The organism is Vibrio nigripulchritudo ATCC 27043 (genome assembly GCF_000222685.1).
In the GTDB taxonomy this organism is placed as follows: Bacteria; Pseudomonadota; Gammaproteobacteria; order Enterobacterales; family Vibrionaceae; genus Vibrio; species Vibrio nigripulchritudo.
This window is the reverse complement of the sequence record NZ_AFWJ01000271.1, coordinates 1-25,022: the sequence shown is the minus strand read 5'-3', so window position 1 is coordinate 25,022 and position 25,022 is coordinate 1. Positions and strand designations below refer to the sequence as shown.

At 45.2% G+C, this 25,022-nt stretch carries 23 protein-coding genes; 9 read left to right on the top strand and 14 right to left on the bottom strand.

From position 1 onward, the window contains the following. Positions 1 to 114: 114 nt before the first annotated feature. From RH89_RS19565 to RH89_RS19555, 3 genes are all read right to left on the bottom strand, one after another. Positions 115 to 1,863, bottom strand: a complete 1,749-nt coding sequence (locus RH89_RS19565; RefSeq protein ID WP_139063322.1) for a HEAT repeat domain-containing protein — start codon at positions 1,861 to 1,863, stop codon at positions 115 to 117. A 75-nt stretch (positions 1,864 to 1,938) separates the two neighbouring features. Next, positions 1,939 to 2,910, bottom strand: a complete 972-nt coding sequence (locus tag RH89_RS19560) for a hypothetical protein (RefSeq protein WP_004405695.1) — start codon at positions 2,908 to 2,910, stop codon at positions 1,939 to 1,941. Positions 2,911 to 3,415: 505 nt separating this feature from the next. Next, a complete protein-coding gene (locus tag RH89_RS19555) occupies positions 3,416 to 4,297 on the bottom strand; it encodes a LysR family transcriptional regulator (RefSeq protein WP_038124085.1) in 882 nt (293 codons plus the stop codon). Positions 4,298 to 4,408: 111 nt separating this feature from the next. Between RH89_RS19555 and cuyB the strand changes: the two genes are divergently transcribed. The 3 genes from cuyB to RH89_RS19540 all read left to right on the top strand — a co-directional run bounded on the left by cuyB (position 4,409) and on the right by RH89_RS19540 (position 7,574). Further along, the gene (gene cuyB / locus RH89_RS19550; RefSeq protein ID WP_004405689.1) at positions 4,409 to 5,104 is read left to right on the top strand and encodes a cysteate racemase; all 696 of its coding nucleotides are present in this window, start codon (positions 4,409 to 4,411) and stop codon (positions 5,102 to 5,104) included. Positions 5,105 to 5,133: 29 nt separating this feature from the next. Beyond that, positions 5,134 to 6,381 carry a dicarboxylate/amino acid:cation symporter gene (locus tag RH89_RS19545; protein WP_004405688.1) on the top strand — a complete coding sequence of 416 codons (1,248 nt, stop codon included), beginning with the start codon at positions 5,134 to 5,136 and terminating at the stop codon, positions 6,379 to 6,381. Between the two features lie 206 nt (positions 6,382 to 6,587). Further along, positions 6,588 to 7,574 (top strand): zinc-dependent alcohol dehydrogenase family protein, encoded by a 987-nt coding sequence (locus tag RH89_RS19540; RefSeq protein WP_004405687.1) that lies wholly within the window; start codon positions 6,588 to 6,590, stop codon positions 7,572 to 7,574. Positions 7,575 to 7,642: 68 nt separating this feature from the next. Here the strand turns inward: RH89_RS19540 and RH89_RS19535 are convergent, their stop codons facing one another. Beyond that, positions 7,643 to 8,272: a LysE family translocator gene (locus RH89_RS19535; RefSeq protein ID WP_004405686.1), complete on the bottom strand. Its 630-nt coding sequence runs from the start codon at positions 8,270 to 8,272 to the stop codon at positions 7,643 to 7,645. 321 nt (positions 8,273 to 8,593) lie between these two features. On the opposite strand from RH89_RS19535, the gene RH89_RS19530 reads away from it, so the two are divergent. Then, positions 8,594 to 9,118 carry a nucleotidyltransferase family protein gene (locus RH89_RS19530; RefSeq protein WP_244410429.1) on the top strand — a complete coding sequence of 175 codons (525 nt, stop codon included), beginning with the start codon at positions 8,594 to 8,596 and terminating at the stop codon, positions 9,116 to 9,118. A gap of 46 nt (positions 9,119 to 9,164) precedes the next feature. Here the strand turns inward: RH89_RS19530 and RH89_RS19525 are convergent, their stop codons facing one another. The 9 genes from RH89_RS19525 to RH89_RS19485 all read right to left on the bottom strand — a co-directional run bounded on the left by RH89_RS19525 (position 9,165) and on the right by RH89_RS19485 (position 16,920). Then, positions 9,165 to 10,247, bottom strand: a complete 1,083-nt coding sequence (locus RH89_RS19525) for a rhomboid family intramembrane serine protease (RefSeq protein ID WP_004405681.1) — start codon at positions 10,245 to 10,247, stop codon at positions 9,165 to 9,167. Beyond that, positions 10,244 to 10,819, bottom strand: coding sequence for a hypothetical protein (locus RH89_RS19520; RefSeq protein ID WP_004405679.1), 576 nt, complete (start codon positions 10,817 to 10,819; stop codon positions 10,244 to 10,246). The genes RH89_RS19525 and RH89_RS19520 overlap by 4 nt, the downstream gene beginning before the upstream one ends. Before the next feature lie 260 nt (positions 10,820 to 11,079). Beyond that, positions 11,080 to 11,955, bottom strand: a complete 876-nt coding sequence (locus RH89_RS19515) for an NAD(P)-dependent oxidoreductase (RefSeq protein WP_004405677.1) — start codon at positions 11,953 to 11,955, stop codon at positions 11,080 to 11,082. A 116-nt stretch (positions 11,956 to 12,071) separates the two neighbouring features. After that, entirely contained in the window at positions 12,072 to 12,788 is a 717-nt protein-coding gene (locus tag RH89_RS19510) for a YebC/PmpR family DNA-binding transcriptional regulator (RefSeq protein WP_004405676.1), read from the bottom strand. A gap of 55 nt (positions 12,789 to 12,843) precedes the next feature. After that, entirely contained in the window at positions 12,844 to 13,053 is a 210-nt protein-coding gene (locus tag RH89_RS19505; RefSeq protein WP_004405674.1) for a DUF3283 family protein, read from the bottom strand. A gap of 137 nt (positions 13,054 to 13,190) precedes the next feature. Further along, on the bottom strand, positions 13,191 to 14,357 hold the full coding sequence (locus RH89_RS19500) for an NnrS family protein (protein ID WP_004405672.1): 1,167 nt from the start codon (positions 14,355 to 14,357) through the stop codon (positions 13,191 to 13,193). Further along, positions 14,341 to 15,102, bottom strand: a complete 762-nt coding sequence (locus tag RH89_RS19495) for an ABC transporter ATP-binding protein (protein ID WP_004405670.1) — start codon at positions 15,100 to 15,102, stop codon at positions 14,341 to 14,343. The genes RH89_RS19500 and RH89_RS19495 overlap by 17 nt, the downstream gene beginning before the upstream one ends. Further along, positions 15,095 to 15,865: an ABC transporter permease gene (locus tag RH89_RS19490; RefSeq protein ID WP_004405668.1), complete on the bottom strand. Its 771-nt coding sequence runs from the start codon at positions 15,863 to 15,865 to the stop codon at positions 15,095 to 15,097. The genes RH89_RS19495 and RH89_RS19490 overlap by 8 nt, the downstream gene beginning before the upstream one ends. Before the next feature lie 47 nt (positions 15,866 to 15,912). Continuing rightward, on the bottom strand, positions 15,913 to 16,920 hold the full coding sequence (locus RH89_RS19485) for an ABC transporter substrate-binding protein (RefSeq protein ID WP_004405665.1): 1,008 nt from the start codon (positions 16,918 to 16,920) through the stop codon (positions 15,913 to 15,915). 1,107 nt (positions 16,921 to 18,027) lie between these two features. Between RH89_RS19485 and RH89_RS19480 the strand changes: the two genes are divergently transcribed. The 3 genes from RH89_RS19480 to katE2 all read left to right on the top strand — a co-directional run bounded on the left by RH89_RS19480 (position 18,028) and on the right by katE2 (position 21,616). Then, the gene (locus RH89_RS19480) at positions 18,028 to 18,690 is read left to right on the top strand and encodes a hypothetical protein (RefSeq protein WP_004405663.1); all 663 of its coding nucleotides are present in this window, start codon (positions 18,028 to 18,030) and stop codon (positions 18,688 to 18,690) included. A gap of 48 nt (positions 18,691 to 18,738) precedes the next feature. Continuing rightward, positions 18,739 to 19,986, top strand: coding sequence for a zinc-dependent metalloprotease family protein (locus RH89_RS19475; protein ID WP_004405662.1), 1,248 nt, complete (start codon positions 18,739 to 18,741; stop codon positions 19,984 to 19,986). Positions 19,987 to 20,170: 184 nt separating this feature from the next. Continuing rightward, a complete protein-coding gene (gene katE2 / locus RH89_RS19470; RefSeq protein ID WP_086027449.1) occupies positions 20,171 to 21,616 on the top strand; it encodes a catalase KatE2 in 1,446 nt (481 codons plus the stop codon). 174 nt (positions 21,617 to 21,790) lie between these two features. On the opposite strand, the gene RH89_RS19465 is transcribed toward katE2, so the two are convergent. After that, positions 21,791 to 22,318, bottom strand: coding sequence for an outer membrane beta-barrel protein (locus RH89_RS19465; protein WP_004405659.1), 528 nt, complete (start codon positions 22,316 to 22,318; stop codon positions 21,791 to 21,793). A 345-nt stretch (positions 22,319 to 22,663) separates the two neighbouring features. Between RH89_RS19465 and RH89_RS19460 the strand changes: the two genes are divergently transcribed. After that, on the top strand, positions 22,664 to 24,103 hold the full coding sequence (locus RH89_RS19460; RefSeq protein WP_004405658.1) for an SLC13 family permease: 1,440 nt from the start codon (positions 22,664 to 22,666) through the stop codon (positions 24,101 to 24,103). Between the two features lie 27 nt (positions 24,104 to 24,130). Beyond that, entirely contained in the window at positions 24,131 to 24,997 is an 867-nt protein-coding gene (locus tag RH89_RS19455) for a LysR family transcriptional regulator (RefSeq protein ID WP_004405657.1), read from the top strand. The last annotated feature ends 25 nt before the right edge of the window (positions 24,998 to 25,022 follow it).

Sequence of the window (25,022 nt, the reverse complement as noted above, 5' to 3'; positions counted from 1 at the left end):
CAGAGATGTGAGTTTGATCTTTGAAAATGAGGAGTGAAAAAGAGAGAAAGTGAGAGTGATCACTGGATTTGAGTGCCATTAAAACGGCGGAATACTCAAACCCAGATTACGTAACTAGCTGCTTAGCATTTCTTCAAGCCTTGTTCGCATGGAATCTGAAAGCTCCGGGTCACTCATTAGTTGCTCGGCGACATCGCGGTTGTTTGCCGTATCGTCTGACCCCGACATTAGGTATTCAAACAACATTTCTTTTGTCGGTGTAGGAACGTCGCTATCGGTGATGCGATTGCGTAACTGGTTTTGGTAACCAGTATCAAAATGTAAGGAGCTGGATTTAGCCAGATGCGCGTCGACGATCTCTTTAACCACGTTAGGGTTGCTGTCGTTCAGTGCCAGATTGCGCAGTCTGCTTTCCATTTCCGGGTTTCTTGCCAGTACTTTTACCGCGACCACGCGCTCATCGAAGTTTTCACTTTTCAGGTATTTCACTACATCGTTATCCAATTCGCGATTGTTAAGATTATCGATGGACACCAATGTCACGTAGGGTGAATGTTCCGATTTTAGGTTATGAGCCAGATAGTCCGACACCTCTCCTTTTAACGCTTCGGACTGATTACCCAGAATGCCAATGTTGAGCAAGGCGGTTTCTGCGATTACCTGATTGTCACTGCCTGAAACGGCTTCTAAGGTGTGCAGTGCCTGAACTGAGTTGACCTCCCCCATCTTGGCTATCGACATTATGGCGCGCAAACGATTTTCCTCATCCAGAGTATTGTCTTCAATTAACTGCGAAAGAATGTATTCTCCTTCTGGGCTTTGGGAGCGCTCAAGTGCAAAGATCATCAGGGATTGCTGATCGTCTGATAAGTTCTGATTTGTTAACCAGTCTTTGATGGCGCTGAAACCCTGATCCGCAAGATAGGCTCCGATAAGGTGCGCGCTGTCTAAATCGGGTGATTGAGTGTATTCCGCAAAGCGATCTTGAAAATTCTGATCATCCACCTTGCTCATATTTTTTGCCGTCGCGGAGTCCAACCCTTTCCATTTCTGATTGAACATTGCCACGAACTGATCCATCTTCCAGTCTAACTGAGCGAGCTTCCCAACAGGCTTAATTTCGGTTTGCTGAACCACCGTCAGCATTCTGCTTTCGTACTCTACTGTTCTGGTGTGTGTATGGTTCAGCGACTGAGGAAAACCTATGTCATTGTGAATCAAACGCCATTCGTCACTTTGCTCGGTCACCTGATATGTCTGGGCGTTCGAGGCTGCACCTAGCCATTCGCGATCAATCTGCTCAGCATTTTCTCTGACGTAAAAGAAACGATGTTTGCCATCCGCCAGCGTGAGGGTCTGGTTTCCGGAGAAGTAGGAAAACTGAGTGAGCGTGGTTTCGATAATCGTCAGCGGGTGTGACGGGTTTAGACCCAGCAGATCGGTATTGGTAAAGGCGCCGTTATCAATTCGGGTTGTAAAGGTGAGCTTTACCGGGCGATCTTCTCCCTGTGGGTCCGTTGACCACTGGATGTTGTAAACCTGTCCCATGAGCTGCTCTGAACCTGCACTCACTGGCTTGAGCGCCATGTTAAATCGGTAATTCACTTCACCAAGAGACATGGTCTGATTACGCATTTTAGTCGAGATAGAAACGACGAACTGGTATTCATTCGGCAACGGCTTTTCTGAATATTCTGAAGGGGTTTGTTCAATGTTTGGTTGAGCGATTTTGCTTTCTAACTGATTGTTATGCCCGTCTAATGAAGCCTTGGTTATGACTTTCTCTTTCGATTCAAAGAAGAGTATCGAAGCCCCGGCAATCGTAGCCAGACATATGGTCATAAGTAAGAGAGTCCGTTTCATTATTGCTTTCAACCTTTATTGGAAGAGTTAGGCGGGCTGCTTAACCCGCCTATATTGGATCAGTGATCTGGTGAGTTAAATATACGTTTTCTTATCGTAAATAGTGTGGTTGAACTCCCAGATTGGCGACCAGCTAATCAGAGAGGTTTCAGCGTTCAGAATATTCCAGATACCGAACAGCTTAACCTGACAATACAAACCGATGCTGCCGTTTCCGCCCGATGCACTGGCATCCCATTTCAGGCGAGTGTAGTACTGAAAATCTGACGAACTTCCCTCTTTGTAAGTCACGCCAGCTTCAGCGTGAGCCTTGGTGCCTACGTTGATTAGGTTGATGTTACCTTTGACTCCTTTTTCAACAGTTTTCACGCCCAGATTGAGCATGGCATAGCCTTTGGCAGTGGCATCTCCAGCGACAAAAGGACGCACAGAGGCATAAACAAAGTCTGGACGTCGCTGACCATTAATCTCAATTGGGGAATTAGGCTTATCGAAACCACCGATCTCTAAACCAGCGGCAAAGTCAGCGCCTGTTTTTAGTACCGCGCCAATTTTCACACCCAGTTTGAACACGCCTGCAGGATCAATTGGAACTTCTGGAATAGGCACTTCAGGCGATGCAATAGTATGGGAATACGTGCGCTTAATATCGGCTTTAAGTAATGCATTACACGTTGGGCTTATTGAAATTGGTGTACTGGCATTAACGGTTAAAGCCAGATGAAGCCCCCGAACACAATCAAGTTCCTGAGGATTAAAAGAGAGGTTTGTATTTCCGAGAACTGTTCCTATTTTGGTATTGTGAGGTCCCACATTCACTGTGAATTTATTATTCGTATTCCCCAGTATTTTCCCACCGGTGTAAGTTACATATCCGGATGAGTTTCGCGTTTGCTGAAAACGCCCAACCACATTATGAACCTTTGCAGAGTGTGTTTTATTTAACACCGTTCCGGCATTCACTGTTCCCGCATGTACGGAGGAAGAAATAAATCCTACCGCCATGACAGAACAGATGGAAAATACCATTTTAGAGATTTTATCCATAATCTTTTCCTAATTTAATATTCCTGTAAGCGATCGTTTGAATGTCCATTAAGGTGCATAAAACTCCTCATTCACCACATGCAAATTCAAACAGTTAAATACGCTATATAGATTTATAAATCAGTCAACAACATCATAACCAATTGTATTTATTAAAAAATAAATTTCACCATAAAATAAAAGAGGAAATTAAAGTTAATAAAATCAATAGTTAAATAAAATATAAGTTTTCACTTAATATACTGAGTGCTATTTTTTAAATGTGAGTAAAGTCAAAATTATTTTTCTTTATTTCACAAATAAATAACACATTGTTATTATTTAAATTAATTTAATCTTACATTAACTTTGAAGTGAACATTATATATCGCACAGCACTCCAATTAATTTAAAAATCAATTACTAATTAAATGATGTTTAAATAATATTAAGCTAATTTCTTTTGTGATATTTATCTAAAAAATAAAGCAACATAATGATAATAATGGATCAATTATTTGAACCATTATTCTGCAAGCTGCCGTAAACCTTGCCAAATTTGCTCACCCGCTTTGTGTAACCGTGCCTGATAGCGATACGCATAGAACGAAATGGGCAGAGCCAGTGATTCGGAATCGAGCACGGTTAGCTTGTTCTCTTTTATCTCTTGTTGAATGGCATAGTCTGGTAGCCAGGCGATTCCCGCTCCGTCCAGTACGTGAATTTTCAGTAGATCCGTCATGGAAGAAGTGAACACAACGTGTAAGTTGATGTTCGCCCGAACCTTTTCCACTTGCCTTCCCATATAGGAATTGATGCTATAGGCAAGATAAGGCGTCGGTTGCTCATCAGACAGACTGAATATCGGGTTGCCTTGTTCATCGCATGCTGAAACAGGTAATAACTTGGCATCCCCCACTTTCAGCGACATGTAAGGTGGCAGTCGCAATCGCTCATCGTCAAACGCCAGCAGTACATCACATTCTCCTTGCTGCAGCGCCTCAATTGCCCGGTCAACATCTATTGATTCTACACTGAGCACTGGCTTTGCATTTCTGCCGCTCTCCAACCTATGAATTTGAGGTATTAAGCTGCTTGCGAGCGAATGCGCACCCGCAATTTTAACTACGTTACCCTCCAGTCGGGATATGCCTTTCAACTGGTCAACCGAATCTGTCATCTGGCTAAGCAGATTGCGGGCAGACGTACGAAACACACTGCCACTTGGCGTGAGATCAATGGGTACTTTGCTTCTGTCAATCAGCTGGACACCCAGAGCATCTTCTAACGACTGAATTCTTCTGCTGAACGCAGGTTGTGTCATGTTTCGTTGCTGCGCAGCCTTAGAAAAACTCCGGCATTCAGCCAGTGTCAGGAAGTCTTCCAGCCATTTACTTTCGATGTTCATAAGGCTCACCACATTATGCGTTTCTTGCATGATGTTAAGGATATTAGCATTTATCAAACGCATTTCCATACCTTAAATTAACAACATGCTCACTGATGAAGTACACCCTAAATGGAAAAGATAATCGGAGTTCTGGGCGGTATGGGACCACTAGCCACCGCCGAGTTTATGAAAAAGGTGATTATGAAAACACCGGCTCAATTCGATCAGGAACACATACCTATGCTTATTAGGAATGTGCCACAAGTCCCTGATCGCACAAATTACCTGATGGGTTTTGGCTCCGATCCTTTTGCTGCATTGAACCATGGTTTTGGAGAACTTCTTAAAGCAGGGGCGACTTGCATCGTGATTCCCTGTAATACCGCTCACCACTGGTATGAGAGGCTGACTCGCGGCAAGCGAGTTCACACCATCAGCATTATTGAAAGCGTTGTGGAACAGGCTGTCTCTCGCGAGTATCAGTGTGTTGGCATACTTGCCACAGACGCCACCATTCAAACCAACTTGTATCAGTCTGCATTAGAGCAACATGGCATCAAAGCGATTGTGCCAGGTCAATTGCAGCAAGCCTCTGTCATGGAGGGAATTAAAGCCGTAAAGGCAGGCGATCTGAATATCGCGACCAACATCATTGAACCTGTTTTTGATGACATGGTGAAGCACGGTGCAGACGCCGTTATTTTTGGGTGCACCGAGATCCCAGTTGCCTTAGAAAAGATTGAACAAAAAGCACCGGAGAAATGCTTAGACTCTTTAGGAATTTTAGCCCAGAAGTGTGTTTTATGGGCTAAGTCACCGGCATAACGCCACTGTTAACCGAATTGGAATCAACTATGGATAGATTAAATAAAATGGACGTTTCGTCCCCGGAAAACGGGATTTCACTCTGGAAGAAAATCTTTATTGGGATGCTCATTGGTATTGTTGTTGGTGTCTTCGCCGGACCCGATGCCGTGCTGCTCAAGCCCATTGGCGATCTCTTTCTGAATGCCATAAAAATGCTCATCATCCCTTTGGTGTTTTGCTCCCTCGTCGTTGGCGTAACGGCCATAAGCGATACCCAGAAAATGGGGAGGATTGCAGCAAAATCGGTAGGCATTTATCTGCTGACCACCGCTCTTGCAATTAGTATCGGGCTTATGGCTTCTTTGCTGGTTTCCCCGGGAACAGGTCTGGAGATGAGCCTTTCCGCTGCTCAGGAAACGGCAAAGTCACAACCTTCTTTCATTGATACCTTAATCAATCTGGTACCCAAAAACCCAATCAGCGCACTGGCTTCAGGCAACATTTTACAAACCATCTTTTTTGCTATTGGTCTGGGTATAGCGCTCTCTTTAAGCGGTGAAAAAGCCAAACCAGCTATTCGGGTATTTGAAGGGCTGGCAGAAGCCATGTACAAGCTCACAACCATAGTGATGAGCTTTGCTCCCTACGGGATTTTCGCGCTTATCGCCGTGGTTGCCGGGCAATACGGTTTAGACATTTTGCTTCCACTGATTAAGGTGATTTTCCTGGTGTATTTGTGCTGCATCATTCAGGTATTGGTGGTGTATTCAGGCATTTTGAAATTGGCGGGCAGGCTGAGCCCAACTCAGTATCTGAAAGCTCTGGCTAACCCTGCTGCCGTGGCATTTACCACCACCAGTAGCTCAGGCACCTTACCTGTCACCATTCGCACAGCGCATGAGGAATTGGGCGTTTCCCGAGAAATATCAAGCTTCGTTTTACCCCTTGGTGCAACCATCAATATGGACGGAACCGCTATCTACCAAGGCGTCGCGGCGATATTCATTGCGCAGGTGTTTGGCGTTAATCTCGAGATGCAGGATTACCTAATGATCATTATGACTTCTACACTGGCGTCGATAGGAACCGCGGGCGTTCCGGGTGCAGGGTTAATCATGCTTTCACTGGTGCTATCCACGGTAGGGTTGCCACTGGAAGGGCTGGCGATTGTCGCGGGTATCGACAGAATTCTGGATATGGCGAGAACCAGTGTAAACGTGTGTGGCGACCTTATGGTATCGGTTCTCATAAGTCGCAGCGAAAAAGGGTTGGATACGTCTGTCTACAATAACTAAACCTTTCCCTTAACCTTTAGGTTTCGTAACCTGAAGTTTGCCAACCGCTCCCCGGTTGGCTTTTTTGATTAGTCGAACAATTAAACCTGTTTGACGTCGATTATCTACAAAAACTAAAAACTCATTCAATTTATTGCCATCTTATCTTATTCACTGTGAAACCTATACTGGCTGTGTTTTTACACATTCAACCAAAGGCGACAGTTATGAAAGCGATGATAATAAATGAGTTTGGTGCTAGCGACGTATTTCAAGAAGCAGACATTGACAAACCTGAAGTGAAAGCCGGTCAGGTACTGGTACGTGTCGCTGCATCCAGTGTAAATACTGTCGATATGATGATTCGCGAAATGGGTGAAGCGTTGCCTTTTTCACCGAAAACACCTGCCATTTTAGGGATGGATTTTGCGGGCACTGTAGAAGCCGTAGGTGAAGGGGTAAGTCAGTTTAATGTAGGTGATGAGATCTACGGTTGTGCAGGTGGCTTGGGAGATCTACAGGGCAGTCTTGCTGAATTCATGCTGGCAGATGCCAACCTCATCGCTCACAAGCCAAAGAACCTTTCAATGAAGCAGGCTGCCGCATTGCCACTGGTCGGTATTACAGCTTACGAAGGCTTAAAACGTGCTGGAGCGACAAAAGGACAGAAGGTACTGGTTCATGGCGGTGCGGGTGGTGTTGGTCACATCGCTATTCAACTGGCAAAACACCTCGGCGCAGAGGTATACGCGACATGTTCTGGTGGTAAGCAAGTCGATTTAATCGAGCAGTTAGGCGCAACACCAATTAATTACAAAACCGAATCCGTTGCCGATTACGTGACCCAATATACCGACGGAGAAGGCTTCGATGTGGTCTATGATTCCGTTGGCGGCGAAAACATCGCACCTTCTATGGATGCCGCGAAGCTCAATGGTCAAATAGCTACAACGGTTTCTTTAGTGGAACAGGATTTGTCTGTGGCACATATGAAAGGTTTGTCATTACATGTGGTGTTTATGCTTATCCCTATGATCCACAACGTTGGTCGTCAGGTTCATGGGGAAGTTCTTACAGAACTTGCCAACATTGCGGAAGCCGGAGAACTGACGCCAGTGCTGGATGAAATCAACTTTACTCTCTCACAAATCGGTCAGGCGCATGATCGTCTGGCAAGTCGTCAGGCGATGGGAAAAGTGGTCGTTGAAATATAACGGGAAACCTATTATCCGAATTCGACTGCCCTTTTGGGCAGTCGATTGATTAGGTTCCGTTAATCAAACTACATTCTGGCGTTAGTTAATGAAGCACCAAAGCCAATAAACAGACTGCCGCTTACATAATTTAACCAACGTGAAGTAGTGGGTGCTGACAACCAGCTTTTTAACCGAGTGGCAAAGAAAATCACCAAAACAAACCAACTTCCCACGACTAACGCCTGCACCATTCCAAGCAACAAGCTTTGCTGCATAAGATGCTGAGGATCGACAAACTGAGGAAAAATAGAAAGATAGAATATCACTATTTTCGGGTTCAGCATATTGGTGAGAAATCCTCTGATAAAGCTGCCGCCAATGGTGGTTTTTTGGTGGACTTCGGCAGTATTAACATTGATTTTAGCCATTCGAATTCCGTTTCTGATGTTCGAAATACCAAGCCAAACCAGATAAATCACCCCTACCCATTTAAAGATACTGAATGCCATGGCGGATTGAGAAAGCAAAAGGCTAAGCCCTTTTGCCGACACATAAGCATGAATAAGAAACGCAACGGCAAAACCAAGAATATTGGTGAGCGCGAATCGCCGACCGAACGAAACAGAGGTGTAAAGAATCAATAAAGCATTGGGACCGGGTACTATCGCCAGCAAAAATACAATGCCAGCAAACGCCATTAAAGTATCAATCGTCATATTTTGCTCCTGAGGAACGCTACCCGCGATTCACAAGATCGGCGGGCACAAACACACACGTGCTCAAATACAATTTGAGACACAGATAAAATCAGAGGTGTTTAAGAGCGAGGTGGGCAGCGATTACAGCCGATGTGACATAACGTATTCATGGCGACATCCATTTAAATTGATGAATTTATCTTCACACCAATTGCCGTTTCGGGCAAAGAATTTCAGAGCCTCTTTGCCTATTTCCTGATGTTGATACAAAATGCTGTTACCTTTGTTTTTGAACCCTGACACACAGCTATGCCTCCTACGTTTTCTCAAACAGAACAAATGACACAGTGGTTATTGCAGGATGATATTCGCAAACAGGCGCTGGAAGCGGTTGCCAGGCTTAACCTTCCCCAATGTTATCTGGCTGCGGGTTTCTTAAGGAATTTAGTCTGGGACCAGCTGCATAACCAGAAAGAGAACACTCCGCTTAACGATGTGGATGTGGTTTATTTCGCTCCGGAAGAAGCCGAAGAGCGCTATTTGGAGTATGAGCGCACACTAAAAGAGACCTTACCCAACCTTAACTGGCAGGTACGAAGTCAGGCTTACATGCACGTGAGAAACGGCGACCAGCCCTATTCCAGCACCGTCGATGCCATGGGTTATTGGCCAGAAAAAGAAACAGCAGTAGGCGTTCGTTTAGCATCGGATGGTAACTTCAAATTTGCCTCTGCTTTTGGGTTCGAATCTCTGTTTAACCTCCATATCTCCCACAACCCTAATCGGTGTCAGACTATTTTTGAACAACGCGTCGCCAGTAAACATTGGTTAAAAAACTGGCCAAAGCTGAGTATCCAAAAATAGAAAGGTCGGGACTAATCCCGACCTTTTGCTCATTCCATATTAATGATTATCGCTGAATTTTTACCGCATCATGCGCCAGCAAATTGATCATCGGATTGGCTTCCAGCACTTTCTCTTTCATCCAGTATGCCACCAGCAACCCGGCAAAGAACCCACCCAGATGCGCCGCGTAATCGACGCCCTGATTTGCCATGATCATGCCGAACAGGTTGAAACCTAACCAGATGATAAAGAACAACACGGGCGAAATCTTCTTCTGGAAAACCACAATCATAAACGTCAGGCTCGCATGACGGAACCACAGTAGATAAATCGCGAAGAACCCGGCAATCGCGCCACTTGCGCCAACAGAAGGGATCAAACCGTGCATGTTGCTGAAGAAACTGACAAGAGACGCAGCAATACCACAGAAGAAATACAATGCCAGATACTTCTTATGCCCGACGGCATCTTCAATGTTATCGCCAACTACATACAAGAAGTACATGTTACCCGCCAGATGCATCAGATCCCCATGCAGGAAGGTAGCAGTAACCAGCGTCCAAAGCTCCCGACCTGCCAGAATGTCCGCTGGTGTCATGGCGAGATGCTCAATCACCCAGTCGGTCGTTTCATAGCTGAAGGCATAAAGCGAAAAGATGATGCAGTTAAGCGCTATGATTATCCAGTTACACCACGGTGTGGTCTTAGGCTTGAGGTTATATTCCACAGGCATTTGGGTTAAAAACTGGAACAGGTAAGTTTTCCAGCTGATTTTCTGATTGAGGTCACCAAGCACCTTTCTGAGCTCTGGGCTGCGCTCAACCGCTTCCAGCTCATCTTTGTCTATCCAGCTTCCGTCACAGTGTCGGCACACATCAATTTCATGTTGATAGCTTTTTAGAAGGTGATGACGTTCCATCGGCTTTTCACAGTCCGGGCACTGATACTCTGAAACCCCAAGCTCTTCTCCAAAGTGCTCGGTGTAGCATTCGCCAACAGGACCATCATTTACTTCTTCAATAAGCCGGTTAACTTCATTTTTCTCGAACCAAAGACCACCACACTCTAAGCAAACATCGATTTCTTCACCTTCATATTGCGTGGCTTTCAGGTAGGCGTTATCACACGCTGGACACTTCTTACTCATGATTTATCTCCCTTAATCGCACCAATTTCTACACCATTTTTTGACAGCTCTTTCTTGAGCTGATCAGCACTGGCGGCGATGTAAGGCAACGTATTTTGCTGCATATCATCGACAATGATTTGCAACTGCTGCCCCGCGTAATTCGCACCCAGCCGACGGGCTAAAGCGCGGTTAAGAAGATCGTCCGTTTGAGAATAAAAGCGGCGTGCAGAAGTGAGGATCTCATTCGGCGTTTCTAATGTGGTTGGGTTGTATTTCATGGTTTCCCAGATGTATTTGCTCATATCCGGGCGGTTGTCTTTCAATTCCTGCGCGGGCGCATTACGCATCAGATAGTCTTTTATGTATGCCTGCAAATCACGAGTATTGTCCGACAACTCGTCGTGTAATGACATTCTGAGATAGTAATTGTCTTCCATTTTACTGTAGGTATCGAAGGTCAGTGCCTGTTGCAGACCACTTTGCGCGGCTAGGTAGACACCCACTATGGTCGACACAATCATAAATACCTGATTGAGCCAAAAGCCTGAGCTTTTTAGCTCTTTGTTATCCAACTGCTCTTTAAGTTTCAAAACAACGTCCTTTACTCTTTTCTTTCTAATGAGGAAATCTCCTCATGCTCAGAAACGCAACTGAGCGCATAAATTCTAAAGAAAACAAGATATTGTTAAGTGACGTATCTAATAAAAATTGAAATAAAACGAGGAATTTTCAAAAGAAATGGAGCGGTCTCGCAGAAGTGAAACAATGCGATAAAAATCACGGAGAGATTTGGTTGATTTCGCTTAAGAAAGAAAACGTGTGGCACAAGCTTCGTGCCACTAAGAGTATCTTATTTTTCAGCTTCGCTGCGAACTGCTTTGAGCAGCACAGAGGTATCCATTCGTCCTTCGCCTAATGCCGACAAGGCTTTGTAAGCATTGATGGTTTTCTCTGTCATCGGCAATGTCAGCCCTTTTGCCGTTGCTTCGTCCAGACAGAAGCCTAAATCTTTGATCATCCAGTCGATGGCAAATCCGAAATCGTATTTGTCCTGCGCCATGGTTTTTGCGCGGTTTTCCATCTGCCAGGAGCCAGCTGCACCATTTTTCAGACAGTTCACCAAAGTAGGTACATCTAACCCCGATTTCTCTGCCAAAAGCAGACCTTCTGAAAGACCATTCAGTACACCAGCAATACAGATCTGATTCACCATTTTCGCTCGCTGACCCTGACCGACGTTCCCCATCAGAACTGACGATTTTCCATACGCTTCAAAAACAGGCTGGAGTTTATCGAACAGGGATTGTTCGCCGCCGCACATGATGGTCAGCACGCCATTTTCAGCGCCAGCCTGACCACCAGAAACAGGCGCATCCATAAACTCTATCCCAGCCTCTTTGGCGGCAAGTTCAAGTTCTTCAGCAAGCTGAGCCGACGTAGTGGTGTGATCCACCAGAATCGCACCTTTTTTCATAAACGTCAGCGCACCCGATTCGCTGGTCGTCATGCTTCGTACATCGTCATCATTCCCTACGCAAGTAAGAACAACGTCGGCATCTTTCACGCAATCTGCCACCGTTTCAGCAATGTTGCCTTTGTATGTTTCCTGCCAGAGCTGCGCTTTACTAAAAGTGCGATTAAAAACCGTAACGTCAAACCCCGCCTTGACCAAGTGACCTGCCATTGGGAAACCCATGACGCCTAATCCGATAAAACTCACTTTCATTGTTATTCTCCTTGCTTAGCGTATGTCACTTATAATGCACGTAAATACTGGTGTAACCAATGCACGGATATAAAAAAACCGAGCACTTTGGCTCGGCTTTTCTGTCAATGTAAAGCTTACATCTCAGCGTTGTGGTAAACCTGCTGAACGTCATCACAGTCGTCTAGCATATCCAGGAACTTCTGGAACTTCTCGGCATCTTCGCCTGCAACTGGCGTATGAGTTTGAGGAACGAAAGTGATTTCTTCCACATCCAGAGTCAGATCTGGGAATGCACCGCTCAATGCCGTTTTCGTTTTGAAGAACTCAGTGTGTGGAGCAAAGACTGTAATTACACCGTCTTCCAGCTCAACGTCTGTCACATCTACGTCATCCATCATCAGCGTTTCCAAGATGATTTCATCGTCTTCGCCTTTAAACTGGAATACTGCCTGATGTTCGAACATGTGAGAAACAGAACCTTCAACACCGATTTTTGCACCCGTTTTAACAAAGCACTGGCGAACGTCCTGGAAAGTACGGTTGCCGTTGTCTGTCAGGCAGTCCACGATGACGCTTGTGCCACCAGGGCCAAAGCCTTCGTAACGTGCTGGCTGGTAATCTTCACCACCACCGCCATTTGCTTTGTCTAGTGCTTTATCGATAACGTGCGCTGGAACCTGGTCTTTTTTTGCTTTAGCAATCAGGTGCTTAAGCGACAGGTTCATATCCGGGTCTGAACCACCGTTCTTCGCACACATGTAAATTTCTTTACCGTACTTGGAATAAACTTTAATTTTTGCGCCTGCAGTTTTCGCCATTGAGGCTTTACGCACTTCAAAACTTCTTCCCATCGGGGTGTTCTCTCTAGTTCAATTTGGTACAAGTTGGTATTACTTGGGTGTTTAATTAAGCCACACCCATGACTCTTTTATACTTTTCTACCGACTGCTCGAATAATTCAATTTCCGACTCTAGCCTCAGTGTGGCTTTGTGCTCGGTCAGTACTTCTGGTCCCGCCTGAGCCTGTTTGATCTTCCACACTAAAAACGAAGCTTGCTTGTCGATTTCTACGGCATTTTTTTCTTCAGATGGAAGAAGTGAAAGGTTAAACGACATCACTGTGCCCTGCATCGATAGTTAGAAAGAGCAAGAATATAACACAGCCAGCCCATGAGGGTAGAGAGTTACAGGTGAAATCAAAAAGAAAAGTGACAGGAATCAAGTATGGCTTGGAAGGAAATCCGCTTATTTTTCTACCCACTCTTTCCATCAACTCTGATTCGCGTGAGCTTGCTCCAGAAGGATACAAGGTAAAAAATGAAGCAAAGTGCAATTAGAATCACAGGCAGAACATGCAGGGGTTTGTGTGAAGTTACATAAAAAACCTGACCTAATTGGAGGGTCGCAGCAACGGGCATTGCGGCTAGCATTAGTCGTATTGAAGGCGAATACTGAAGTGGGTAACCAGTATGCTTCTGCCCCACGACAAGCATGATAACGAGAACCGCAATTGCGGCGGTTTCTGCAAACAGGATAAGAAGCGCCGACCCGCTAATGGATAATCCCCAGATATTGCTAGTACCAATCACGCCAAACCCTGCTGCAATCAGGAGGTAAAATGCATAACCCGCCTGATAGTAGAGATCGCGCCACGCTTTGGGGAGATGCCAGTCGTTCAGAATATTTAGAACCGCACAAGTACAAGCCAGTGCTAGCCAGCCAGAGACCGAGCTCCCTGGCATCCATAAATCGACAGAGAGAAAGAGAACAATGATTCCGATGGCAAAATTTCGTCTCGGCGGTCTTGCCAGATGACACTGGTCAGTCACGTCAAACCTTTCCAGTGCATGATTAACAATCACCATAGACATGCGGCTGAACACAATCATCATCAATATGACAAAAACACCGCCCGATGCGGTAAGCCATTGCCTTGTCAGATCCAAATCGTCTTCAATCCAGAAGAAATAGCTAACAAGTGCACCCGAACAGTACAGAGCCAGATAATAGTAAAATATGCGATGGCGAGCCTGCCTGGCATCGAGAATCGGACGTATCAGAACGGATAGCAACAGCAACGAGAAGGCAACATTCATCAGTTGCATTGGAAGCACACCTATCATTGGTAACATCCAGCCAAGCGCTCTTGCTGACACCCACAATGCCACCAGTAGAATCAAACGCCTTCCTGTAAGACGTTCAGTGTCGGTCCAGGCTGGAAAAGCCGTTAAAAGAAAGCCAGCGATTACGGCTGATCCGATACCAAAAATCAGTTCATGCATATACCAGACATTGGACGATGGTGAAGCACCCACAACCGCATGCAACATCAGCAGAAGTGTGTAGCTGGTTGCCAGTAGAAAGAAAGGGCGAAAGCCACATGCATACAGCGGAGCTTTGCTGTTAAAAAGATTTCTCATCTTCTCTCCAAGTCTGGAACGCCAGCTTAACTTCCTCTGTTTTCATCAGATTCATGGCATTTGCATAGAGGTAATCCTGATCGCGCTCTGTGCGGGGAAGGTGGCATTCGTAGGTATATACCTGACGACCGGGGTTATCGCTGAGCACCACAATGTGGTCTGCCAGTTTTATTGCTTCCATGAGATCATGAGTAATGAACAGTACGGTTAGCTTCCTTTGTTCGATTTCGGAAATTAAGAGTGAATACAGATCCTCTTTCAAACCAATATCCTGAGCACTAAAGGGCTCATCAAGAAGAAGCAGTTCTGGTCTTACGGCAAAAGAGCGAGCCATAGCAACTCTTTGCCTCATACCTCCACTAAGCTCATGGGGGTATTTGTTTAGGTCCTCCTCATCCAGCCCAACTTCTAGTGCCAGTTTGAGGGCAGCCTGATTGCGCAGACTCTTTCTCATCCCTTTGGCTTTTAAACCCCAGCCAATATTGTCTCTGGTATTTTTCCAAGGCAGCAAACGGGTGTCCTGAAACAGGATGGAAGTGGTTTGGAAGCTGTTATCGATTTCGCCTTGGTCTGGCTGTAAAAGACCGGATATCAGATTAAGCAGAGTTGACTTGCCACAGCCAGAACGACCCACAATCGCCATGACCTGTCCCTGTTCGAGATCGAGACTGATTTCATCAAGCACTTGCCTGTTATCGAAGGAATGACTGAGGTTACGAATAGAAAGCCGTTTGTTTTTATTCACGCCACCTCTCCATGTGTCGTTTAAAAGGTTCAAACACCGCGTATTCTGCAATCAGTAAGACCGTCACAATCGCGACTATCCATGCCATTGTCGCGGGCGTATCAATGTTCACCCGAGCCGCCGCAAGACCTGCCCCTACACCTGTATTGCTGGATAATAGCTCTGCCATGACGACCACTTTCCATGACGTGCCCAAGGCAGTTACCCAAGACGGAAACAGATAGGAGAGTATGTGAGGAAGGTGTACGTCGTAAAAGATCATCCAGCGTGATGCGCCAAAGCTTTGAGCCATTTCATTCAGCTTGGGATCCAGCGTTCTTGCCCCCTGAACGCCAGCGGCAAATGTGATGGGCAAAGTGGTCACGGTAACGGTAAATATAGGCGTGCTGTCACCTGCACCGAACCACAAAAGCGCCAGCACAATCCAGGCTATGGGGGGAATGCCAATCAGAATGGTGGCTATAGGTCTCACCGCCATGGAGAGTGTTGCAGACAGCCCTGCCAGTGTGCCCAGCAGGCTTCCGACAACAATAGAAATACCGAACCCTATCAAGGCTCGGTAAGTCGTCACCCATAGATATTCTGTCGCCATTTCCTGCTGAAACAATTCAAACAGCTTTTCCAGAGAAGCCTGTGGTGAGGGCAGAATAAAATCGCCATACACCTGATTTCCAAAATCCCATAGTGCAAAAAAGACCAGTATGCTGGCCAGAGCGCCAAAGCCACTCCAGAGATAATGACAGGCTTGTCTCAGCCAATGCATTAGGAACAACACCTCTTACTGTATGAACGAACTAACAAACCAAAGACCTAACCCAGATAGAAGTCATCAGGAGGCAGCTTTCCACCAATGATTGCCGGATTAGAGTCTGCGAGAATGGAGTAGAAACTCTCAATTTCCTGCTGAATGTCTTTTGCTTTATCCAGACCGAAATTACAGAAAGGAATAGAGCGCTCAATGATTGGGGCTTTTAGTGTCATATAACTTTCGCCCAGCCGACCGGCGCTGGTAGGGTTGTTTACCACCCAGTCAGTTGATCGGATTAGAGCGGCGTTCAGGCGATCAGGCAGATCCGGCATTTCATCCAGAAGCGTGTCTGAAACCATCATCCCTGCCTGAGGAATTCGCGCGGGTCCGTCAGTCACTTCTCCCCATGCGCTTTGCAAATCAATAACACGGGTTGTTTTCGTTCCGGATTTCAGCCCTTTAAGCAGAGCCGCCGTGGCAGCAGGCTCGGGTAGAACTGCATGTTTAGCCCGACCAGACAGTAAGAGTTGCAGGCCTTCAAAGGGAGAACCAACGTAGTTAAGGCGATAGTCTCTCCCAGCCTTCATGCCTTTTTCTTTCGCAATATGCTGGAATACCAGATCCGGCATATCAGCCTTAAATGGCATGACAATGTCCTGTCCTTTCAGTGCCTCAACAGACCTGATGTTCTCATCAACCGAAATCACATAGAGAAGTCCCCAGGTCATGATGTTCATGAGGCGAACTTTCACGCCTTTGTTGTATAGGTTGGCAGCGACGTAACTTGGCGTTCCCGCAAGCTCCCAGCGACCCGCAACAAAATTGGTTCTGAGTACGTCGGGGTTTCTGTAGGTTTCAAAATTTAGTTGCTCTATCAGACCAGAAACGGCATTCGTTTCTGCGGAATGCGCTAATGTGACCGAAGGACCAACAGGAGGACCATACATAGTGAGCTGCTTTCGCTTTTGACTTTCCTTCGCAAATGCCATTGCCGGAATCAGGCTGGTTCCCACCGCTGCCGCGCCCGCCAGGCCACAATGGCGTAAAAACGCTCGTCTTGTTGTATTCATTGATTTTTTTCTCCTTAAAAATTGGCAGCAACAGCCATATAGACACTCCGTTTTGGCGCTTCAACAAACACCTTGTTGCCTTCCAGTGAAAGCTTCGCCATTGAGTCGTAAAAGCCTTGGGTTTGCCAATACGCATCAAATGAGAATAATTCTCATCCTAATTTATGAGTTACGAAGGAGTACTTGATAATAATCAATCTGAGTTCTGGGTAAGGGATTGAGGTTGAAAACGCCTGACAGGTACTTACGGCATTTAGAAATTTTATTTGATGTTTGATACGTTATTTCATAACAACTTTTCATTCATGAAAAATATGTAATGGATAAATTTATTTCCATTATATATAAAACTAAAAATAATAGTTACTATATAACATAACAAAAATATCAATTACTTAAAAACCAATCGATTTCTTAAGGTTTTTCTTATTTTAAAATCAAAATAACATTAATTTATTTCTTGATATTAATTGAAGTGCGATCACATTGAAAAATGCCAATTTTAGGAAAATTAAGACCTCTGCCATGTTTTCTCTCTTTATCTGGAACCAAATAAAATTAGAGTCAAAGCTCTAAAAAAAGCTCGAAATGAATCCTACTAGACTTAAAAATTAAATCTTTATTTACAATAAGTTAAAGACAAACAGGAGTTTATTACGTTTGGTATGTAAAAGAAGACAACGACTTATATGCTACCGAACTCGGGTATTTCATCAAACCGCTAATGTCAAAAATATCAATTAAAGTCACAAGTAATGTATATCAATGGATGTAGCGAAATAAGAGCTAAGATTCTAACCTACGCACATAAAAATAGATTATATGCAAGTATCAGATACGAGATATAAATCCTTCTATTGTGAGTAAAAAGCATCTTTTATAAAATATTCCGCATTCCAGTAGGGGACATTTTTTGTTGGGATTAATATTTCATTATTTTCAAAATTCACTAATTAATCTATATCAATGGATAAAGATAGAGATTCTATAGGTGCACAAACCTATCTATCCGTGAATATATTCTACTTTAGTAAAATATAATACTTAACGTATTCGATACATATATCAAAATATGCCTGTAAATAACTTATGGGTAGGGAGATCTTTATGAAAATAAAACCCATAGTTATTGCAACAGGGTTAGTTGTTCCATTGTCTTTATTTCTTTTCAACAATATTGATAAAGAGGATTCATTAGCTGTTGAAAACACCAATAAACACCAAGATACACACGCGGTAATAATCAAAGACGTGGCAACAAAAGAAGTCAACCTGCAACAAAAAGTTGCTGTGCCTGTTCATCGTTCACCCAATCCTGAAGTTGATAAACTGGCTCTATATACCGACGAAAAAGAGAAGAAATGGCGAGAACCCAGGCATGTGGAAGAGGTTTGGGTAGACATTAACCCAAGTGACACTCTGGATAAAATTAAGCCTAAAAGCACTGCAATTGAAGCCATAAAAGCCATTGAATTTTCTAATGTTCCTGAGTTTAAAGCACTAAACCTCGGCGACAAGCTAACACTGAATTTACCCGACGATTCAAATATCGATATAGAGGTGGAGTCCAATGAATTTCAAAATGAGGGCATCCGGACTTGGTCAGGCAATTTCACTATTGACGATCAAAGCTATCCTGTGACCTTCACTTTTGGAAGCTCTTCAATTTTAGGTTTTATTGGTCACCCTAGTGGCTCAATTAAAATTGAAGGAAGAGGGAGAACTGCATGGATATATGAAGTACCCGACAGCCACGGTTACGATTATTAATAATGCAGATCAAATAAAAATAAATACGATTAAATATTAGGATAAAAAATGAATAAAACGTTATTAGCGGCGGTTATTACGTCGAGCCTTGTTGCGCCTTCTGTATACGCAACAACGAATATCGACATTCTGGGCGTTTATACAAAAGCCACTTCAGACTGGTTCGCAACGGAACAAAACAAAACCGAGCATATCACCCAGATCCAACACCGTTTCAATGTTGGTAACCAAATCCTTAAAAAGAGTGGTTTGGATGTCAAGGTTAACCTTGTTGGCACCAAAGAATACAACTACGACTCGGCTCCAGGTAGAAGACTTAATCAGGAAGCAGCACTAGACGCCATCACTCCAAGCTACAAACAAGATGCCATTTTCAGTGATATCGAGCAGGTTAGGAAAGAAAAAGGCGCCGACATGGTCGCGCTCTTCCGTAACCTGGATGTCAAAAACTCACCGGATTACGTAAGAGAAGGCAACACCATCAGTTTAAGCTGTGGTCTGGCTTGGGTAGTTCCTGCATTCCGATGGGATGCAAGCAATACGTCTTGGGTGAAAAGCCAGATGTACAGCCATTCTTATCTGAACGAATGTGGAGACGATACCTTTATCCACGAGCTGGGTCATAACTTTGGTATTAACCACGCTCGTGAACAATACACGGTTCCACCACATACACAAAATGGTACGGAAAAAGACGCGTATGGTTATGGTGTGAACGGTAAGTTCGCAACAACCATGGCTTATGGCTTCTTATTCAATGTTTACAACCGCTCTTACACGTTCTCTAACCCAGATACACAGTGTGGCGATCAGGCTTGTGGTGTTAAAGATAAGTCCAACGCCACGCGTGCCATTGGTCTGACAGCGCCGAAAATTGCCAATATCTACCAGAGTAAAGACGGTGGTACAGACACAACCGACCCTGTTGAACCAAAAGAACCACAGGAAACGAAGAATGTATTCAGTCTTGAATCGCCTGTTGCCGTTCCGGATCACACGCAAATAGAGATCCCGCTTGAGGTTTCTTACACAGGTGAAGTCACGGAACCTACGATTGCGCTTGATATTGAACACGAGTTCATCGGTGATATTTCAGTAAGATTGATTGCTCCAGACAATGCCTACTGGGTGCTTAAGAAGGCAAACCGAAGTGACCGTGGCAAAAAATTCAATGTGACCTTCACTTTGCAAGATATGCAGGGCGTAGACATTACTGGTCAGTGGAAACTTCAGGTTACCGATCACTTCCGTAATGATGTAGGTGTTGTTAAAAACGCTACTCTGACTTTGAAGTAACCAATAGAAACAGACAAGGCAGCCTACTAGTGCTGCCTTTTTAATCAACTCTGACTATTGATAATATAATTATAATCGATTTTACCTTTCAAAAGACACCTATTAATCTGTAAAAACAATCTAGCTAACAAAGTTGTCCAGTTAGGTTGTCGCAATGTTTGCTGTTATGTCTGGAAGGAATTTGATTATGAGTAAAAAATTAACGACTGCTGCAGGTTGCCCTGTCGCCCATAACCAAAATGTAATGACTGCGGGACCTCGTGGCCCACAACTGCTGCAAGATGTCTGGTTCTTGGAAAAGCTTGCCCACTTTGACCGTGAAGTCATCCCGGAAAGGCGAATGCACGCTAAGGGTTCTGGGGCTTACGGTACTTTCACTGTTACGCACGATATTACCCAATATACCCGAGCGAAACTGTTCTCTGAAATTGGTAAAAAAACCGAGCTATTTACCCGGTTTACAACGGTAGCAGGTGAACGAGGCGCTGCCGATGCAGAACGTGATATTCGCGGTTTTGCGATAAAGTTCTACACCGAAGAAGGCAACTGGGATCTGGTGGGTAACAACACCCCTGTTTTCTTCCTTCGCGATCCTCTGAAATTCCCCGATCTTAACCATGCTGTAAAAAGAGACCCGCGCACAAATATGCGAAGTGCGGTTAATAACTGGGATTTTTGGACATCACTGCCTGAAGCCTTTCATCAAGTCACCATTGTGATGAGTGATCGAGGTATTCCAGTCAGTTATCGCCATATGAACGGGTACGGCAGCCATACGTTTAGCATGATCAATGCAGATAACGAGCGTTTTTGGGTGAAGTTCCACTTCAAAACTCAGCAAGGCATCAAAAATCTGACTGACGGCGAAGCCGGAAAGCTGATTGCTGACGACAGGGAAAGTCATCATCGTGACCTTTATGACAACATCGAAGATCAGAATTTCCCAAAATGGACCCTGTACATTCAGGTCATGCCAGAAATGGAAGCCGACGAGGTGAACTTCAACCCGTTCGACTTAACGCGAGTGTGGTCTCACAAGGACTATCCACTTATTGAAGTGGGAGAATTGGAGCTGAACCGTAACCCTGACAACTACTTTGCAGAAGTAGAACAGTCGGCATTTAACCCAGCCGCAATCGTCCCTGGTATCGGATTCTCACCAGATAAGATGCTGCAAGGCAGACTGTTCTCTTACGGCGATGCTCAACGCTACCGTTTAGGAGTCAATCACCACCAGATACCCGTGAATGCACCGCGCTGCCCAGTACACAGTTACCACCGAGACGGCGCAATGAGAGTCGACGGCAACTTTGGATCAACCATTGGTTATGAACCCAACTACAAGCGTGAGTGGGAAGAACAGCCAGACTTCTCTGAGCCACCGCTGCGTATTTCTGGCGATGCTGATCACTATGACCACCGCGTCGATCAGGATTACTTTAGCCAGGCAGGTAACCTGTTTCGCATCATGAGTAAAGATGAACAGCAGCGTTTGTTTGAAAACACCGCGCGCTCTATCAAAGGAGTTCCGGAATTTATCCAGCAACGCCATATCGACCACGCGTATCAAGCCGACCAGGACTACGGAAGAGGGCTAGAAGCCGCCATACATAAAGCAAACCAGTCCTGATCTTAAAACCAAAACCGGCATTCAGAGCACCATTCTCTGAATGCCGGATATAAGGAGAAGAACCATGAACGAACGTGAATTTTTCAGCCTTTTCAGTAAAGAAGATTTCTTTATCTTCTTCTAAACAAAAACAGCCTGACATAGTCAGGCTGTTTGGGTTCTACTCACACCAAATCAGAACTTCATTCCCAGAGTGGCGCTAAACTGAGTCAGGTTGACGTCGTCCATCTTGCTTCTGTCGGCACCAAAGTCGACGTAAAATCCATAGTTCGTGGAAAAGCGAATCCCGGCACCATAATAAGCGGCGGACTCGCTCACTTTTTCATTAGCGCCATGGGCTTGAATACGGTGATTCGCGTAGCCAGCTTCAAGATAAGGTTTAATGAAGGATCCGTCAGAGAAAACATACGAATAACCAAGCTCACCGCCCAGCTTCAAAGTATGCCCTTTTAAATCCTCTTCTCTGTTCGATTCATACGATGCTTTTAAGCCAGCAAAACCGTTAAAGTTGTAGGTTGTTTCTAAGCGAAAACCTGTTCCACCCTCTGAAGCGGTATCAAAGCCGCCCAACGATTTATCATAATCTGTTTCTGAATAGCCTGCGCCTAGGCTCCAACCTTCTAAGCGGTTGAAATCCTGCGCGCTCGCAAGCCCAGACAGCAAAGCTGTCACCAAAAATAAACCAACACGCGATTTTTTCATTTTCCTACTTCCGTTTTACCTAGCCGAGTCCAATGCTGCGCTGTCACCATACTAAAATCCTGACTCAGCCTCACAATTTTTGCGTTAAAACTGGGTGGATTGCGATCTAGGTCTAGCCTCCGATCTCTATCTCTGCAATCCATCTTTCTCAACCTAGCACTTAGTCAAAGTGTCAGCGCTTTCGATTACAGACAATACTCTGTATTTAGAATCAGTACCTCAGCAAATCTGAGACCCGAATTCAGAATATTTGATTGGAATTTCTGTAACTTGAGTTGATAACATAATTGCATAATGACTCTAAGACATGATGTTCTTAAACCTAGAAATCGAGGTGACCGCTCAATGACTCAGCCCAGCTCCTCCGCTTTAAAGCCCAATGATTCACCCAAAAATGGATCCGCCAGCCAACTCGACAAGAAGCGCCGGGTTGCCCTTCTCATTACGATACTGAGTATCATCACTGGCGTACTGGTTGCTCAATTTCAAAGTGTTCACTTAGCTTCGGTGGCGGCTCTTACCGTTCTGTGCATTGGTATGTGGGCAACGGTGGTTGTGCCTGAATACTGGACGGCGCTGACTTTCTTCCTGATAGCAATTGTTGCCGATCTTGCTCCTGCTTCCGCTGTTTTGTCAGGTTTTCAGTCGTCTACGTTCTGGCTACTTTTCGCTGGGTTGGTTCTGGGAGCATCATTCAAACACACAGGGCTTGGTAAACGGATCGCGAAAATACTGGCATCAGCGCTGGGCAACCAATACTCCACCATGATTTGGCGAATCGTTGCGTTCGGCATTGCGCTGTCTTTCATTATGCCCTCTTCCATGGGGCGCATCGCGCTGTTGCTTCCCATCATGATGGCACTGACGGATAAAATGGGTTACACCGCCGACTCAAAAGGCAGAATCGGGATTATTACTGCCACCGCTTTTGGTACCTGGCTCCCTGCATTTACTATTCTGCCGGCCAATGCACCCAATATGATTCTTGCGGGTATGACGGAAAACTTGCTTGATATCCAGCTCTCCTACTGGGATTACCTCATCATCCATTTCCCGGTTTTAGGTGCTTTAAAAGGGATCGTATTGGTTTGGCTAATTCTCAAAATTTTCCCGTCAGATGACCCCAAGTACATCCAGCAGGAGCAGGTAGAAAGAGAGCCTGTATCCGGAAATGAAAAGCTGTTGGCTGCCATTATCTTTGGATGCCTTGCCTTTTGGTTAACCGATAGTATTCACCACATTTCTCCGGGATGGATTGGTCTTGCAGGCGCCATTCTGTGTCTTTGCCCATTCTTTAATCTGACGGCGAAAAACAGCTTTCAGGCTGATCTCAACTACAACTCGCTGTTTTTTGTCGCTGGCATCATAGGACTTGGGGCGGTGATTTCTCAGTCCGGGTTGGGCGAAACCTTAATTCAGTCATTGGGAGAAAGCGTTTCGTTTTCTCCGGATGAGCAGTTAAAGAGTGTTGTCTCGCTTACGTTTATTTCATCTGTGGTCGCCATTACCACCAGCTTGCCAGGTGTGCCAGCGGTGATGACGCCTATTGCGGGTGACCTGGCGACATCGACGGGTCTGCCTGTGATGACAGTTTTAATGACTCAGGTTTTTGCCTATTCCAATATCCTGTTGCCGTATCAGGCTCCACCCATTGTGACCGCAATGCAGATGGGTAAACTGCCGGTTTCTTCCATCAGTAAACTGTGTGTTTCATTATTTGTTATTACATTGGTGCTACTGTTGCCCTTAGATTTGCTGTGGTGGCAGGTTATTGGTCTACTCTGATAAGAGTGGATTACAGGGAGAAATCAGGTGGACAATCATCAACTCAGAACCTTTGTCGCCGTGGCTCAGGAAGGCAGCATTACCCGCGCTTCAGAACGTTTGTTTCTAAGCCAGCCAGCAGTGAGCGCACATATTAAGGCTCTGGAGTCCTCACTCAGCCTGACTTTGTTTGAACGCACGCCTCAGGGCATGCGGCTAACGTTGGATGGACAGCGTATCCTGATCAAGGCAGAACAAACCTTGAAAGCCCATCAGGATCTGCTGGAAGAAGCGCGCAAAATTCAGGGGCAAATTGCCGGTATCGTGAATGTCGGAGCCAGTAGCCACACTCCCCCAGATATTCTTGGCAAACTCATCATGTATGTTGCAGAGCGTTTTCCAGACGTTGAAATCAAACTCCAGCAACTCCCTAATGCCGATATCGTTCGTGGTATCAAAAATGGCAGCCTGGATGCTGGCATATACAACGATATAGGGCAGACGCCAGAAGAATTCTATTCAGTCACTTTAACCAAAACTCGCCTGCTGCTCGCCACATCACCACACCTGCCGGACATTCCCGTTCCGGTCGACTGGTCGTCACTGCAACACTTACCGTGGATTTACCCCGGAGCTGAAACCTGTTGTGGCAAAGCTGCCGAAGCCCTGTTTGAAGAACACGGTTTTCGCCCCAGTAAACTAATCAGTGTCGACAGAGAAAAAGTGACCCGCACACTTATTGCGGGAGGATTAGGTATCGGTCTGATTCATCAGGAAAAAGGGACAGCAGAACCCGACGACGACAACCTGAAAGTCATTTGTGATATTCCTCTTCGATTGCGCACCATGTTTGTGTGTTTAAATACTCGTCAAAACGACCCTCTTATCCAGTCTCTGATAGGTGCAATCACCTGAACCCTAACTCCTGAATCACTCCAAC